Below are 15810 nucleotides of genomic sequence, written 5' to 3' on the forward strand. Positions count from 1 at the left end.
TCAGAAATTCATTTTGATACCCAGATTGCCGCTGTAGCCTTCCAGATCTGAATCAAAGCCTTTCTGGTAGCGGACGTCAGTATAAATCGTGGTGTTTTCACTGAGTTTGCCCGCCAGACCTGCGCCTGTCTGCCACCAGCTGTCGCTGAATTCTGCTTTCAATCGCTGATCCGCGATTTGTACATCAGGTTCATCGCCGATAGTAGTGACAGCATCCAGCGTCAGATAAGGCGTCCAGGTTGGATTATCCAGGAACAGGCGCACACCGCCGCGTGCCTGCGCGTTACTGGTTGATACGCCGGAGACATGGCTGATGTCATCGTTGAAATCATCCAGATTCAGATACTGATAGATCACCTGCGCCTGTGGTTCAATTTTCAGATTTTCATGCAGGGTAAATGGCTTGCCAGCTTCTACTGATAACGCGACGCCATAACCGTCCTGATCGGCATCATGCGTGCTGTCATAGCTGTTTTTATACCAGCTGCCCATGCCCACCGCGTCAATGTATCCGCCATCTTGCGCTTTAAGCGTGTAATAACCGCCAAAGCTGTAGATGTCGCTGTCTACACTGCCGGTTTGTACGGAATACAACGGATTATTGCTGCGAAGGCTGTCTTCCGCATCAGTATTCTGACGTCCGAGTGTCACGAGAATACCGGCACTGCGTTCGGTGTTTTCTTCGTTTTTATCCCACATCAGATCCATACCCAACTGCGCATACCAGGTATCGGTGTCATAGCTGTAACGACCTGCATCATTTTCAGTGTGAGTACCGACAATCCGACCCCAGGCTCCGTCTTTATGCAGCACATCACCGCCGGTACGCTGGTGATAAGTGCCGATGGCATCAAAGCCATACTGCATATTCAGCACCGGCGCCGCGATATATCCCGGCACTTCCTCACGCCATGGCTGAATGTCGTCGGATGGTGTCGGGGTAGGGTTCACATCCGGATTGTTGTCTGGAATATCGTCAGGGATGTTATCAGGATTAGCATCAGGATTGTCGTCCGGATTATCATCTGGCGTTGGGTCCGGAATAGGATCTGGATCCGGGATAGGCGTTGAACAATCGTAACTGGCGCACGTGCTCAGATACCAGTTTTCGCCCTCACCGGTGGTGATATCGCCTTTACGCAGACCGTAGTTGAAAGCGCCGGCAGAAACAGAATTCCCCAGCGTGAGAGCATCGGTTCCCTGGGTATTCGTTCCCTCCACGGTAACCACTTCAATCCCGTTACCCAGCGTATTATTACCGTTGCCGCCAGTGCTGGTGACAAACAGGGTATTTTGACCGGTAATGTCGCCCGTTACGTGGATCTTATCTGTCGGCGAATTACTGTCATCCAGATAAGTATTGATACGGTATGTACCGTCGCCGGTCATATTGCCATTCACGGTCAGCTCAGAATATTCACTACCGCTGTGAGTGAAGTGTGTGGTGCCGCTGGAATTCATCTGCGAAATCGTCGAATCACCGGTCAGCGTCCACAGGCTGGAATCGTCGATGTTGACGCTGTTGGTACTTGCGGTAATGCCTTGCCATTCAGAGCCACTGTTAAGATACACATCCACAACACTGCCGGTATCGACAATTATTTCGCCTTCCATGTGCGAGTTACTTGCAGATAAGTTCACCTGACTTTGCGCGGTCACGCCCGTATCTGTATAACTTTTGGCTCTCAGCAGAATACCGTTTCCGCTTTGCACGGTTGACCCGTTGTTCACGTTAATCCGGGTATTGGCACCTGCAGCCAGTATTCCCTCGCTGGTGGCGCTGCTAACAAGGCTGTTATCCAGCGTTACGACGGCCTGATGGTCTGCATCAAAACCCTGCGTATAGATGCCATTTGCTAATGCACCGGTGGCCGATAATTCGCTGTTGCTGATGGTCATCTGGCTGTTGGCGTAGGAACGGACAGCAGAAGCACCATTACCGGTCGAATTCCCCTTAACTGCGTTGGCACTCAGGGTAGAATCATTCATTGCTACCAGCAGATTACTGTTTGCTCCCTGAGTTGTGATCTCAGCGCCATCAAGATCCATAATCCCTGCGCGGGCAGCGACGACTGCAGCGGAGTTGGAACCTGTGGTGTTGATCTTCATATCTTTGGCAGTCAGTGTGGCGAGGGGCAATCCCGCGTTTGTCGCTTCATTGGAATCGACATAAAGGCCATAGGACTGATCACCCAGAGTCGTGATGCTGACGTTATTTAATTCTGTCTCCCCCCGGGCATCCACCGCATTGGAATGTATGCCATTGGTGGTGAGCGCCAGATCACTGGCGGTTAACTTCGCGCCTTTACTCGCTGTAAAGAATCCGGTGTTATTATCACCTACCGCTGTATATGTCCCGCCATTGAGCGTGACATCGCTGTAAATGTTTGTGTTCACCATAGTATCGCCAGTTCCGGTCATTTCGACGTTGCCGTTTATTATCTCAGCGGTGGCTTTCTTGGTGTCGCTCGAACCTGATACATAAACAGCTGATTGAGTACTTTCAGATTTTTGACTAATGGTGAGGTTTTCAATGATCGCGGTTGAGTCCGATACCGTGATCGCGTTTCGGCCATTGGTTAAGGTAATATCAATATTGCTCAGATCAGCTGACGCACCTGAGCGGATATTAATTCCCCGGGCCTGAGCTGCATCACTGGTGATACGAATATCATTGCCTGTTAAAGCCGATCCTTTATCGGAGACATAAATAACACTGCTATCTTGTTTGCCTGAACTTATATCGGCGTTATTAATTTCAGCCGAAGCACCGGTAGTAATGTTAAATGTTTTTCCGGAATTAGTTGTGCTGACGTCAGCATAATTAAGTACCAGTTTACCTTCATTAATAATATTGAAAGCATAGGCTTCGTTGCCGGTCGTGGAGACTACAGATTGGTAAGGCGCCGTCATCTCGCCAAGCGTAATTTCACCATCGACGGTCACTATTGTATTCGCGTCAGTGATGACATAGGCATGTTCCTCGTCAGCTGTAGTTGAAGAGATCATATAGTCAAAAGGTGATGAATTCCCGCCAGAAAATGTAGTTGTTGCAAGTACAACCGATGACGGTAATAAAAGGCTAAAAATGGCACTCGATAATAATGTTCTTTTAAACGATCGTGAGCCGTTCCGATATTCTTCCATGTCAGAATGTCCTTGGTTTAATAATGGCATGTTTATATTACATGTTTCATTTACCCGTTCTTTTAATTACCGGATTGCAATGAATCGTGTTAATGGTGACTATGGCTTTTGTAGCCGGGTGAATTTCGGGGGATGGTATATCACAGAGGGGTAATCGTCAAACATTGGTATTGGTTTTTATATGCTTTCAAAAATCTTAATATATAATTAAGTTGTCATGTGAATTAATAAATAAAAAAAGGCCGATGAGTTATTCATCGGCCTTATATATTGAAGGTGAGTTATTTCTTCAGCTGAGAATGGAAATCGCGTTTATCGTAGCCGGTATACAGCTGGCGAGGACGGGCGATTTTAATGCCTTCCTGATGCATTTCGCTCCAGTGAGCAATCCAGCCAACAGTACGCGCCATCGCGAAGATAACGGTAAACATGGAAGACGGAATACCCATCGCTTTCAGAATGATGCCGGAGTAGAAATCGACGTTCGGGTACAGTTTCTTCTCGATGAAGTACGGGTCGTTGAGCGCAATGTGCTCAAGTTCCATCGCCACTTCCAGCAGGTTGTCTTTCAGATCCAGCTCTTTCAGCACTTCATGACAGGTTTCACGCATTACGGTAGCGCGCGGGTCATAGTTTTTGTAAACACGGTGACCGAAGCCCATCAGGCGGAAGGAATCATTTTTGTCTTTCGCACGCTTAACGAATTCCGGAATGTGATCAACGCTGCTGATCTCTTCCAGCATTTTCAGCGCAGCTTCGTTGGCGCCACCGTGAGCCGGTCCCCACAGGGATGCGATGCCCGCAGCGATACAGGCAAACGGGTTAGCGCCTGAAGAACCGGCGGTACGCACGGTAGACGTGGAGGCGTTTTGTTCGTGGTCAGCGTGCAGGATCAGAATACGATCCATGGCGCGTTCCAGAATCGGGTTCACTTTGTATTCTTCGCACGGCGTGGAGAACATCATGTGCAGGAAGTTACCGGCATACGACAGGTCGTTGCGCGGATATACAAACGGCTGGCCGATGGAATATTTGTAACACATGGCTGCCACGGTCGGCATTTTGGACAGCAGGCGGTAAGCGGCGATTTCACGGTGACGTTCATTTTCGACGTCAATCGAGTCGTGATAAAACGCCGCCAGTGCGCCGGTCACACCACACAGCACAGCCATCGGGTGAGAGTCACGACGGAAACCGTGGAACAGGCGGGTGATTTGCTCGTGAACCATCGTGTGACGGGTCACATTGGTTTTGAATTCTTCATACTGTTCTGGCGTCGGGGTTTCGCCGTTGAGCAGCAGATAACTCACTTCCAGGAAAGTAGATTCTTGCGCCAGTTGATCAATCGGGAAGCCGCGATGTAACAGGATCCCTTCGTCACCGTCGATAAAGGTGATTTTAGATTCGCAAGATGCGGTAGACGTAAAACCGGGGTCATAGGTGAAAAAACCTTTCGCGCCTAACGGGCGGATATCAATTTCATCCTGGCCCAGTGTGCCGGATAGCACGTTTAGTTCGATCGGGTCGTGACCTTGTAGGGTAAGTGTCGCTTTCTTATCAGCCATTTACAGTCTCCTTAGCGCCTTATTTTTAAAAATCCCTAACAACAGAAATGCCTGGAAGCGACGCCTTGTAAGGTCATTATTATTGTCAGCCTTAGCTCTTCGATCGAATGAAAAAGGGAACGTAGAGCTGAGTCGAATTGCAGTCTCAGACTGCTCTGTGACAAACAAGCGGCGTTTCATCGTTGTTAAAGATTCGGTAAATCATTACTGTTCTGTCACTCAGTACCTGTGAGAAGCATGAGGATTTACACAATCACCACTTTTGCATAACTTGAGCCATCAGGGAAGACCCGTATTTGCGATTGTGTGATCCACTGATTCTTCAGAAACTTTCACCCTATTGGTGCATCAGGCGAAAGCCGGTATGTGCTCAGTATCACAGTCCTATAGAGATAGCTCATTTGTAATGGAAATGTTGATCAATTGTCAAACCAGATAATTTATTTTGTGTCTTTTATGAAAAGTGAGAGCTAACTCACTGTTTCAGAGAAATGTGAATAAAGCATTTGTAGGGCAATTGTAATAAGAATGTGATCAACCTATACTCCTACAAGGTCTCCGGACAATCCGAAGTAGGAGCACCCAGCACCATTTTCTTCGCCCTTTACGTTACGGCTACGAAAATACGTTTATCGCGCCTTTTAAGCACACTGGATGTCGTCCTTTGAGCGCGAAAACTGATGAGCTTTTAGCTCAGCTTTCCAAAGTTATTGGTGTTGTGGGAAGACGGCAAGCAACCGAATCCCTATGAGCTGACATAGGTCAGTGATTAGGGTGAGCGCGCGCAGCCAACGCACCCACAGCGACAAGAACGAAGGAAAGGGTGCTGTCTGACATACTGCTCCGGGCCGGAGGGAAAATAATAAGAGCTGTGTGGGCAAAACCGTGAAAAAACAAAGACCTGTCAATCTGGATCTGCAAACGATCCGGTTTCCTGTTACTGCGATAGCGTCCATCTTACACCGAGTCTCTGGCGTAATTACCTTCGTCGCCGTCGGTATCCTCCTCTGGCTTTTAGGCCTGTCTCTCTCTTCTCCTGAAGGGTTTGCACATGCTGCCGCCATCATGAATAGCTTCTTCGTCAAATTCATCTTTTGGGGAATACTCACTGCACTGGCCTATCACGTTTGCGGTGGCATCCGCCATTTGCTGATGGATTTTGGCTATATCGAAGAGAGTTTGGCTGCCGGTACCCGTTCTGCCCAGGTGGCAATCGGTCTGACCGTCGTGCTGTCAATTCTGGCTGGAGTCCTCGTATGGTAAGCAACGTTTCTGCGTTAGGGCGCAATGGTGTGCACGACTGGCTGTTACTGCGTGCTTCCGCAATTATCCTCACCCTGTACATCCTCTATATTCTGGGCTTCGTGGTTCTGGCTCAGGAACTGACATTTGATGTCTGGCATGGCTTCTTCTCTTCCTCCATCACCAAAGTATTCACACTGCTGGCGCTGCTGTCGATTCTGATCCACGCGTGGATCGGCATGTGGCAGGTGTTAACGGACTATGTGAAACCGGTAGCTGTCCGGCTTGTGCTGCAACTGGCCATTGTCGTGACATTAGTGGTTTACCTACTTTACGGAACAATTGTTGTTTGGGGAGCGTAGTAAATGAATCTGCCAGTCAGAGAGTTTGATGCTGTCGTTATCGGTGCAGGTGGCGCCGGTATGCGTGCCGCGTTACAAATTTCACAAATGGGGCTGTCTTGCGCCCTGATTTCAAAAGTCTTCCCGACCCGCTCCCATACGGTGTCAGCGCAGGGCGGTATCACCGTCGCGCTGGGTAACACCCATGAGGATGACTGGGAATGGCACATGTACGACACCGTAAAAGGTTCCGACTATATCGGTGACCAGGACGCCATTGAATATATGTGTAAAACCGGCCCGGAAGCGATTCTGGAACTGGAGCACATGGGGCTGCCTTTCTCCCGTCTTGAAGACGGTCGTATTTATCAGCGTCCGTTTGGTGGCCAGTCGAAGAACTTCGGCGGCGAACAGGCGGCACGTACTGCAGCAGCCGCTGACCGTACCGGTCACGCCTTGCTGCACACGCTGTATCAGCAAAACCTGAAGAACGGCACCACGATTTTCTCCGAATGGTATTCACTGGATTTAGTGAAAAACCAGGACGGCGCCATCGTCGGCTGTACGGCTATCTGTATCGAAACCGGTGAAGTGGTGTACTTCAAAGCCAAAGCTACCGTGCTGGCAACCGGCGGTGCAGGGCGTATTTATCAGTCCACCACCAACGCCCACATTAATACCGGTGACGGTGTCGGCATGGCGCTGCGTGCAGGCGTGCCGGTGCAGGATATGGAAATGTGGCAGTTCCACCCGACCGGTATTGCCGGTGCAGGGGTTCTGGTAACAGAAGGCTGTCGTGGTGAAGGCGGTTATCTGCTTAATAAAGACGGCGAGCGTTTCATGGAACGTTATGCGCCGAATGCGAAAGACCTGGCGGGTCGTGACGTGGTGGCGCGTTCCATCATGATCGAAATCCGTGAAGGCCGTGGCTGTGAAGGTCCGTGGGGCCCGCACGCCAAACTGAAACTTGATCATCTGGGTAAAGACGTTCTGGAATCCCGCCTGCCGGGTATTCTCGAACTGTCGCGTACCTTCGCACACGTCGATCCGGTGAAAGAGCCAATTCCTGTTATCCCAACCTGCCACTACATGATGGGCGGTATTCCGACCAAAGTGACCGGTCAGGCGCTGCGAGTGAATGCACAGGGTCAGGATGAAGTGATCCCGGGGCTGTTTGCGGTCGGCGAAATCGCCTGCGTATCGGTTCACGGCGCTAACCGCCTTGGTGGTAACTCACTGCTGGATCTGGTGGTGTTTGGTCGTGCAGCGGGTATGCATCTGCAGGAATCCATTGCCGAGCAGGGCGACAGCCGCGATGCGTCTCAGGATGATATCGATGTGTCTCTGGAACGTCTGAACCGCTGGAACAACACCCGTTCAGGTGAAGATCCGGTGGCAATCCGTAAAGACCTGCAATCGTGCATGCAGAACAACTTCTCGGTATTCCGTGAAGGTGATGCGATGGCGAAAGGTCTGGAAGAACTGAAAGTGATCCGCGAGCGTCTGAAATCAGCGCGTCTGGATGATACCTCCTCAGAATTCAACACCCAGCGCGTCGAGTGTCTGGAGCTGGATAACCTGATGGAAACTGCGTTCTCTACTGCCGTCTCCGCAAACTACCGCACCGAAAGCCGTGGCGCACACAGCCGCTTCGACTTCCCTGAGCGTGATGATGCGAACTGGTTGTGCCATACGCTGTATCAGCCGGAAACAGAAAGCATGACCCGCCGTGAGGTGAACATGCAGCCTAAGCTTCGCGCGGCGTTCCCGCCGAAAGCGCGTACTTACTAGGGCGGAGCGGAGACAGATTATGAAAATTGAATTTTCGATTTATCGCTACAACCCGGACGTTGATGACGTTCCGTACATGAAGGATTACGTTCTGGAAGCTAAAGAAGGGCGCGACATGATGTTGCTTGACGCGCTGATTTTGCTGAAAGAACAGGATCCGACGCTGGCTTTCCGCCGCTCATGCCGTGAAGGTGTTTGCGGGTCAGATGGCGTGAACATGAACGGTAAAAACGGTCTGGCGTGTATCACGCCGGTATCGACGTTGCGTAACGGAAGCAAGAAAATTGTTATCCGTCCGTTACCTGGTTTGCCTGTTGTGCGCGACCTTGTTGTGGACATGGGACAATTCTATAAGCAGTATGAGAAGATTAAGCCTTACCTGTTGAATGATGGGAAGAATCCTCCGGCGCGTGAACATTTACAGATGCCGGATGACCGTGAAAAGCTGGACGGATTGTACGAATGTATTCTCTGCGCCTGCTGCTCAACATCCTGTCCTTCGTTCTGGTGGAATCCGGACAAATTTGTCGGTCCGGCTGGCCTTCTGGCCGCTTACCGCTTCCTGATCGACAGCCGCGATACCGAAACACAATCGCGTCTTGACGATCTGAACGATGCTTTCAGCGTATTCCGCTGCCACAGCATCATGAACTGTGTGAGTGTGTGTCCGAAAGGGCTGAACCCGACCAAGGCGATCGGCCACATCAAATCCATGCTTCTGCAGCGTGGTGCCTGAGTGGTTTAGGTGACGCAATCAGCGGGAACTCAGGTTCCCGCTGTTATTTAGTTACCACCGGTTTTGCACTTTCTTTAGTTACAAATGCGGTAACTGAGGCGACGATAGCAAATAAGTAATTTTTTAATAACAAAGTAGCAACAAGTGCAACAAAGTTGCGCCTGACTGGAGTAAGATAGCCGGGTCAATATCAGGGGATAAAAGGGCAGTAAAGAGTCGGGAAGTAAAAGCAGGGCAACTTCAAAAATCACTCAGCCAGATGGATGATTTTTGAAGGTTCCTTGAAGAGCCAAACGCTCAACCAGCGAACTGTTTTAGTAAGGAAAACCGTTTTACCGCGGTGTATCACGGTCAATATTATTAACCACGGCGAAAACTAAAGCTTCAAAGCTTAAGGGATCACGATGCAGAACGGCGCAATGAAGGCCTGGCTGGATTCCTCCTATCTGGCGGGTGCGAACCAGTCTTACATAGAACAACTCTATGAAGACTACTTAACCGATCCTGGTTCCGTTGACGATAGCTGGCGTTCGATTTTTAAACAGCTACCAACAGTGGGTGTGAAACCAGAGCAACTCCATTCTCAAACACGAGACTACTTCCGCCGACTGGCGAAAGACGCGTCACGTTATAACTCCTCCATCAGCGATCCGGAAACGGATGCCAAGCAAGTCAAGGTGTTGCAGTTAATCAACGCCTTCCGCTTCCGTGGCCATCAGAACGCGAACCTTGATCCCCTCGGCCTGTGGAAACTGGACGATGTACCTGATCTGGATCCTGCGTTCCATCATCTGACAGAAGCTGATTTCCAGGAGACCTTCAACGTCGGTTCATTTGCCATTGGCAAGGAAACCATGCAGCTCGGCGAGCTGTATAAAGCCCTGAAGCAAACCTATTGCGGATCCATTGGTGCGGAATACATGCACATCACCAACACCGAAGAGAAACGCTGGATCCAGCAGCGTATCGAATCCGTGGCGGGTCGTGCGAATTTCACCAATGATGAAAAGAAAACCTTCCTGAAAGAACTGACCGCAGCTGAAGGTCTGGAACGTTATCTGGGTGCGAAATTCCCGGGTGCAAAACGTTTCTCTCTCGAAGGTGGCGATGCGCTGGTTCCGATGCTCAAAGACATGATCCGTCATGCCGGCAAAAACGGAACCCGCGAAGTGGTGCTGGGTATGGCGCACCGCGGTCGTCTGAACGTGCTGATCAACGTGCTGGGGAAAAAACCTCAGGATCTGTTCGACGAATTCTCCGGTAAGCATAAAGAACACCTGGGTACCGGTGACGTGAAATACCACATGGGCTATTCGTCTGATGTGGAAACCGAAGGCGGTATGGTTCACCTGGCGCTTGCGTTTAACCCGTCGCACCTGGAAATCGTCAGTCCGGTTGTCATCGGTTCTGTTCGTGCCCGTCGTGACCGTCTGGACGAAGCGCGCAGCAACATGGTTCTGCCAATCACTATTCACGGTGACGCGGCAATTACCGGTCAGGGTGTGGTTCAGGAAACCCTGAACATGTCGCTGGCACGCGGTTATGAAGTGGGCGGTACCGTGCGTATCGTCATCAATAACCAGGTGGGCTTCACCACCTCGAATCCGAAAGATGCGCGTTCTACCGATTACTGTACTGATATCGCGAAAATGGTGCAGGCACCGATTTTCCACGTTAATGCAGATGATCCTGAAGCGGTTGCTTTCGTGACCCGTCTGGCACTGGATTTCCGTAACACCTTTAAACGTGACGTCATGATCGACCTGGTTTGCTACCGTCGCCACGGCCATAACGAGGCCGACGAACCTAGCGCAACCCAGCCGCTGATGTACACAAAGATCAAGAAACACCCGACGCCACGCAAAATCTACGCAGATGTCCTGACTGAGCAGAATGTTGCCAGCCTCGAAGATGCGACGGAAATGGTCAATCTGTACCGTGATGCGCTGGATGCCGGTGAGTGCGTAGTGGAAGAGTGGCGTCAGAATGACATGCACACTTTCACCTGGTCGCCGTATCTGAATCATGAGTGGGACGAGCCATACCCGAATAAGGTTGAGCTGAAACGTCTGCAGGAACTGGCGCGTCGCGTCAGCCATGTGCCGGATGCGATTGAGATGCAGTCACGCGTTGCCAAGATTTACGGCGACCGTAACGAGATGGCTGAGGGTAATAAGAAATTCGACTGGGGCGGCGCAGAAAATCTGGCGTACGCTACGCTGGTGGACGAAGGCATTCCGATTCGTCTTTCCGGTGAAGATACCGGTCGTGGCACCTTCTTCCACCGTCATGCTGTGATCCACAATCAGAAAAACGGTTCCGTGTACGTGCCGCTGGCCAATATTCATAACAGCCAGGGCGAGTTCAACGTCTGGGATTCCGTGCTTTCCGAAGAAGCGGTACTGGCGTTTGAATACGGTTATGCGACTGCAGAACCGCGCACCCTGACCATCTGGGAAGCGCAGTTCGGTGACTTCGCCAACGGTGCGCAGGTAGTTATCGACCAGTTCATCAGTTCCGGCGAACAGAAATGGGGCCGCATGTGTGGTCTGGTGATGCTGCTGCCGCACGGCTACGAAGGGCAGGGGCCGGAGCACTCCTCCGCGCGTCTGGAACGCTATCTGCAACTTTGCGCTGAGCAAAACATGCAGGTGTGTATCCCGTCTACCCCGGCGCAGGTTTACCACATGATCCGTCGTCAGGCACTGCGTGGTATGCGTCGTCCCCTGATCGTGATGTCACCGAAGTCACTGTTGCGTCATCCTCTGGCGGTTTCTACGCTGGAAGAACTGGCCGACGGCAGCTTCCTGCCAGCGATTGGTGAAGTTGACGAACTGGATCCAAAACAGGTTAAGCGCGTGGTGATGTGCTCCGGTAAGGTTTACTACGACCTGCTGGAACAACGTCGCAAAAACGAGCAAACCGATGTGGCGATTGTCCGCATCGAGCAGCTGTATCCGTTCCCGCACAAAGCGATTCAGGAAGTGCTTGAGAAATTCTCACACGTTCATGACTTCGTCTGGTGTCAGGAAGAGCCGCTGAACCAGGGCGCGTGGTATTGCAGCCAGCACAATTTCCGTGAAGTGATTCCTTTCGGGGCTTCTTTACGTTACGCAGGACGTCCGGCCTCTGCTTCCCCGGCAGTCGGCTACATGTCCGTTCACCAGAAGCAACAGCAAGATCTGGTTAACGATGCGCTTAACGTTAAATAACGCGTTGGCGTGAGTTAACACTATGGAACATAAGAAGGATTTATAATGAGTAGCGTAGATATTCTGGTCCCTGACCTTCCTGAATCCGTTGCGGATGCGACGGTTGCCACCTGGCACAAAAAACCGGGCGACAGTGTTGAGCGTGACGATGTACTGGTAGAAATTGAAACCGATAAAGTGGTTCTGGAAGTGCCAGCAAGTGAAGCCGGTATTCTGGACAGCATCATCGAAGACGAAGGCGCTACCGTGATTTCCCGCCAGATCCTGGCGCGTATCCGTCCGGGCAACAGCTCCGGTAAGCCAAGCACTGAGAAAAGCTCCGAAAAAGAAGCGACTCCTGCGGCACGCCACACAGCAGCACTGGAAGAAGAGAACAATGACGCACTCAGCCCGGCTATCCGCCGCCTGATTGCTGAACATTCTCTGGATGCCAGCGCCATCAAAGGCAGCGGTGTCGGCGGTCGTCTGACTCGTGAAGATATCGAACAGCATCTGGCGAAAGCCAAAGACGCTAAACCGGCAGCCGCGCCAGCCGCCGCTCCGGCAGCTTCCAGCGCCGCTCCTGCTCTGGGTTCACGTAGCGAAAAACGTGTGCCGATGACCCGTCTGCGTAAGCGCGTGGCTGAGCGTCTGCTTGAAGCGAAAAACAGCACTGCGATGCTGACCACCTTCAACGAAATCAACATGAAGCCAATCATGGATCTGCGTAAGCAGTACGGTGATGGTTTCGAAAAACGTCACGGCGTGCGTCTGGGCTTCATGTCTTTCTATCTGAAAGCCGTGGTTGAAGCGCTGAAACGCTATCCGGAAGTGAACGCGTCTATTGATGGCGAAGATGTGGTTTACCACAACTATTTCGACGTCAGCATTGCAGTATCGACTCCACGTGGTCTGGTCACGCCAGTTCTGCGTGACGTAGATACGCTGGGCATGGCTGATATCGAGAAGCAAATCAAAGAGCTGGCGATCAAAGGTCGTGACGGCAAACTGAAAGTGGAAGAACTGACCGGCGGTAACTTTACCGTGACCAACGGCGGCGTCTTCGGCTCCCTGATGTCCACGCCAATCATCAACCCACCACAGAGTGCGATCCTCGGCATGCATGCCATTAAAGATCGTCCTATGGCGGTTAATGGTCAGGTAGTGATTCTGCCAATGATGTATCTGGCACTGTCCTATGATCACCGCCTGGTGGATGGCCGTGAATCGGTCGGCTTCCTGGTGACCATCAAAGAAATGCTGGAAGATCCGGCTCGTCTGCTGCTGGACGTCTAGTCCCGGCGCAGCGAAAGATTAGAGATCGAAAAATCTGCGGCACAGTTCGCTGTGCCCTGATAAGCCTTCCTACTTACCGAATAAGAATGGATAGAACATCATGAATTTACACGAGTATCAGGCGAAACAGCTGTTCCTGCGCTACGGCCTGCCAGCACCATCAGGCTTCGCCTGTTCCACCCCGCGTGAAGCGGAAGAGGCTGCATCGAAAATCGGTGCCGGTCCGTGGGTGGTGAAATGTCAAGTTCATGCCGGTGGCCGCGGTAAAGCGGGCGGCGTGAAAGTGGTTAAAAGCAAAGAAGAAATTCGCGCTTTTGCTGAGCACTGGCTGGGTAAACGTCTGGTGACTTACCAGACAGACGCCAGCGGTCAGCCGGTTAACCAGATCCTGGTTGAAGCGGCAACGGATATCGATCAGGAACTGTACCTCGGTGCGGTAGTTGATCGCAGCTCCCGTCGTGTGGTGTTCATGGCCTCTACCGAAGGCGGCGTGGAAATTGAGAAAGTGGCAGAAGAAACGCCACACCTGATCCATAAAGTGGCACTGGATCCGCTGGCAGGTCCGCAGCCTTACCAGGGTCGCGAACTGGCTTTCAAACTGGGTCTGACCGGTAAGCAGGTTCAGCAGTTCACTAAGATCTTCATGGGTCTGGCGAACATCTTCCTTGAGCGCGACCTTGCGCTGATCGAAATCAACCCGCTGGTGGTGACTACCGCTGGCGACCTGATCTGCCTCGACGGCAAACTGGGTGCGGACGGCAACGCCTTGTTCCGTCAGCCAGAATTGCGCGAAATGCGCGATTACAGCCAGGAAGATGCCCGTGAATCACAGGCAGCGCAGTGGGAACTGAACTACGTTGCCCTCGACGGCAACATCGGTTGCATGGTGAACGGTGCCGGTCTGGCAATGGGTACCATGGACATCGTGAAACTGCACGGTGGCGAACCGGCTAACTTCCTGGATGTTGGCGGTGGTGCAACCAAAGAACGCGTGACTGAAGCCTTCAAAATCATTCTGTCTGATGAAAAAGTGAAAGCCGTCTTCGTTAACATCTTCGGCGGTATCGTACGTTGCGACCTGATCGCCGACGGTATCATCGGCGCGGTGGAAGAAGTGGGCGTCAGCGTACCGGTTGTGGTACGTCTTGAAGGTAACAATGCAGAGCTGGGTGCCAAAAAACTGGCAGACAGCGGTTTGAACATCATTGCAGCGACCAGCCTGACGAATGCGGCTCAACAAGTTGTCGCGGCAGTGGAGGGGAAATAATGTCGATTTTAATCAACAAGAATACCAAAGTTATCTGCCAGGGTTTCACCGGTAGCCAGGGGACTTTCCACTCCGAACAAGCCATCGCTTACGGCACCAAAATGGTTGGCGGCGTTACGCCAGGCAAAGGCGGCACCGAGCACCTGGGTCTGCCCGTGTTCAACACCGTGCGTGAAGCGGTAGAAACTACCGGCGCAACGGCGTCTGTAATTTATGTTCCGGCTCCGTTCTGCAAAGACTCCATTCTGGAAGCGCTGGATGCAGGTATCAAACTGATCATCTGTATCACTGAAGGCATCCCGACGCTGGATATGCTGGTGGTTAAAGTGAAACTGGATCAGAGCGATGCCGTGATGATCGGACCAAACTGCCCGGGCGTTATCACTCCTGGCGAATGCAAAATCGGCATCATGCCTGGCCATATTCACCTGCCAGGCAAAGTGGGCATCGTTTCCCGCTCCGGTACACTGACCTATGAAGCGGTTAAACAGACGACTGATTACGGTTACGGCCAGTCTACCTGCGTCGGCATCGGCGGTGACCCGATCCCAGGCTCTAACTTCATTGATATTCTGAAGCTGTTCCAGGAAGATCCACAGACTGAAGTGATCGTCATGATCGGTGAAATCGGTGGTAACGCAGAAGAAGAAGCTGCTGCGTACATCAAAGCACACGTGACTAAACCGGTTGTGGGCTACATCGCCGGTGTGACTGCGCCTAAAGGCAAGCGTATGGGCCACGCAGGTGCCATCATTGCCGGTGGTAAAGGCACTGCAGACGAGAAATTTGCAGCACTGGAAGCGGCCGGCGTTAAAACCGTTCGCAGCCTGGCTGATATCGGCGAAGCCGTGAAATCTGTCCTGCCGCAATAAGTAATACCCGTCGCGCCGGAAAAAATCCGGTGCGATGTAAGTCGATTTATTTAAGAAACTGATTCGACATGTTGGCCGCCTTCGGGTGGCCTTTTTTATTTTAAGCGAAATATTTAACATTCGCTGAATTGAGCTATATTTATTAACACAGCACGATAGGTTCATTGGAAATAAAAGGTTAATAATTAGGTTTCAACAGGTAGCAAAATAGATATTAATGACAACCATATAAGTACAATTAATTAACATTAAGTCCACCCTTAAAGCCCAATGAAACCAATGATTAACATCCTGAAATATTTTTTCAGAAATTGATGTGGGTAATATAGAAATAAACAAGGAGATAGGCTTAAATTGCGGCA

Annotated in this window: 10 protein-coding genes; 8 read left to right on the top strand and 2 right to left on the bottom strand. The window is 51.4% G+C overall.

The window, feature by feature from the left end:
- Window positions 1–3009 (bottom strand): autotransporter outer membrane beta-barrel domain-containing protein, encoded by a 3009-nt coding sequence (locus tag EC840_RS10295; RefSeq protein WP_243701050.1) that lies wholly within the window; start codon window positions 3007–3009, stop codon window positions 1–3.
- A 419-nt stretch (window positions 3010–3428) separates the two neighbouring features.
- Window positions 3429–4712, bottom strand: a complete 1284-nt coding sequence (locus tag EC840_RS10300; protein ID WP_112289179.1) for a citrate synthase — start codon at window positions 4710–4712, stop codon at window positions 3429–3431.
- A gap of 873 nt (window positions 4713–5585) precedes the next feature.
- Between EC840_RS10300 and sdhC the strand changes: the two genes are divergently transcribed.
- The 8 genes from sdhC to sucD all read left to right on the top strand — a co-directional run bounded on the left by sdhC (window position 5586) and on the right by sucD (window position 15448).
- Complete coding sequence (gene sdhC / locus EC840_RS10305) at window positions 5586–5975, top strand: succinate dehydrogenase cytochrome b556 subunit (protein WP_015698116.1); 390 nt, start codon at window positions 5586–5588, stop codon at window positions 5973–5975.
- Window positions 5969–6316 (top strand): succinate dehydrogenase membrane anchor subunit, encoded by a 348-nt coding sequence (gene sdhD, locus EC840_RS10310; protein WP_095921202.1) that lies wholly within the window; start codon window positions 5969–5971, stop codon window positions 6314–6316. The genes sdhC and sdhD overlap by 7 nt, the downstream gene beginning before the upstream one ends.
- Before the next feature lie 3 nt (window positions 6317–6319).
- Entirely contained in the window at window positions 6320–8086 is a 1767-nt protein-coding gene (gene sdhA / locus EC840_RS10315) for a succinate dehydrogenase flavoprotein subunit (protein ID WP_112289181.1), read from the top strand.
- Between the two features lie 19 nt (window positions 8087–8105).
- Window positions 8106–8822, top strand: a complete 717-nt coding sequence (locus EC840_RS10320) for a succinate dehydrogenase iron-sulfur subunit (protein ID WP_013576440.1) — start codon at window positions 8106–8108, stop codon at window positions 8820–8822.
- 404 nt (window positions 8823–9226) lie between these two features.
- On the top strand, window positions 9227–12034 hold the full coding sequence (gene sucA, locus EC840_RS10325) for a 2-oxoglutarate dehydrogenase E1 component (protein ID WP_095921204.1): 2808 nt from the start codon (window positions 9227–9229) through the stop codon (window positions 12032–12034).
- Between the two features lie 45 nt (window positions 12035–12079).
- The gene (odhB, locus tag EC840_RS10330; protein WP_113876028.1) at window positions 12080–13309 is read left to right on the top strand and encodes a 2-oxoglutarate dehydrogenase complex dihydrolipoyllysine-residue succinyltransferase; all 1230 of its coding nucleotides are present in this window, start codon (window positions 12080–12082) and stop codon (window positions 13307–13309) included.
- Window positions 13310–13409: 100 nt separating this feature from the next.
- Window positions 13410–14576: an ADP-forming succinate--CoA ligase subunit beta gene (gene sucC, locus EC840_RS10335; protein ID WP_113876027.1), complete on the top strand. Its 1167-nt coding sequence runs from the start codon at window positions 13410–13412 to the stop codon at window positions 14574–14576.
- Window positions 14576–15448 (top strand): succinate--CoA ligase subunit alpha, encoded by an 873-nt coding sequence (sucD, locus tag EC840_RS10340; RefSeq protein WP_101077378.1) that lies wholly within the window; start codon window positions 14576–14578, stop codon window positions 15446–15448. Before sucC ends, sucD begins: the two co-directional genes overlap by 1 nt.
- Window positions 15449–15810: the final 362 nt, after the last annotated feature.

Source organism: Rahnella sp. JUb53 (assembly GCF_004346065.1).
Lineage (GTDB): Bacteria > Pseudomonadota > Gammaproteobacteria > Enterobacterales > Enterobacteriaceae > Rahnella > Rahnella variigena.

Excerpts from the sequence above, each read along its gene's own strand:
- EC840_RS10295 (WP_243701050.1), bottom strand. The coding sequence starts at position 3,009 with ATGATCTCTTCAACTACAGCTGACGAGGAACATGCCTATGTCATCACT.
- EC840_RS10300 (WP_112289179.1), bottom strand. The coding sequence starts at position 4,712 with ATGGCTGATAAGAAAGCGACACTTACCCTACAAGGTCACGACCCGATC.
- sdhD (WP_095921202.1), top strand. The coding sequence starts at position 5,969 with ATGGTAAGCAACGTTTCTGCGTTAGGGCGCAATGGTGTGCACGACTGG.
- sdhA (WP_112289181.1), top strand. The coding sequence starts at position 6,320 with ATGAATCTGCCAGTCAGAGAGTTTGATGCTGTCGTTATCGGTGCAGGT.
- EC840_RS10320 (WP_013576440.1), top strand. The coding sequence starts at position 8,106 with ATGAAAATTGAATTTTCGATTTATCGCTACAACCCGGACGTTGATGAC.
- sucA (WP_095921204.1), top strand. The coding sequence starts at position 9,227 with ATGCAGAACGGCGCAATGAAGGCCTGGCTGGATTCCTCCTATCTGGCG.
- odhB (WP_113876028.1), top strand. The coding sequence starts at position 12,080 with ATGAGTAGCGTAGATATTCTGGTCCCTGACCTTCCTGAATCCGTTGCG.
- sucC (WP_113876027.1), top strand. The coding sequence starts at position 13,410 with ATGAATTTACACGAGTATCAGGCGAAACAGCTGTTCCTGCGCTACGGC.
- sucD (WP_101077378.1), top strand. The coding sequence starts at position 14,576 with ATGTCGATTTTAATCAACAAGAATACCAAAGTTATCTGCCAGGGTTTC.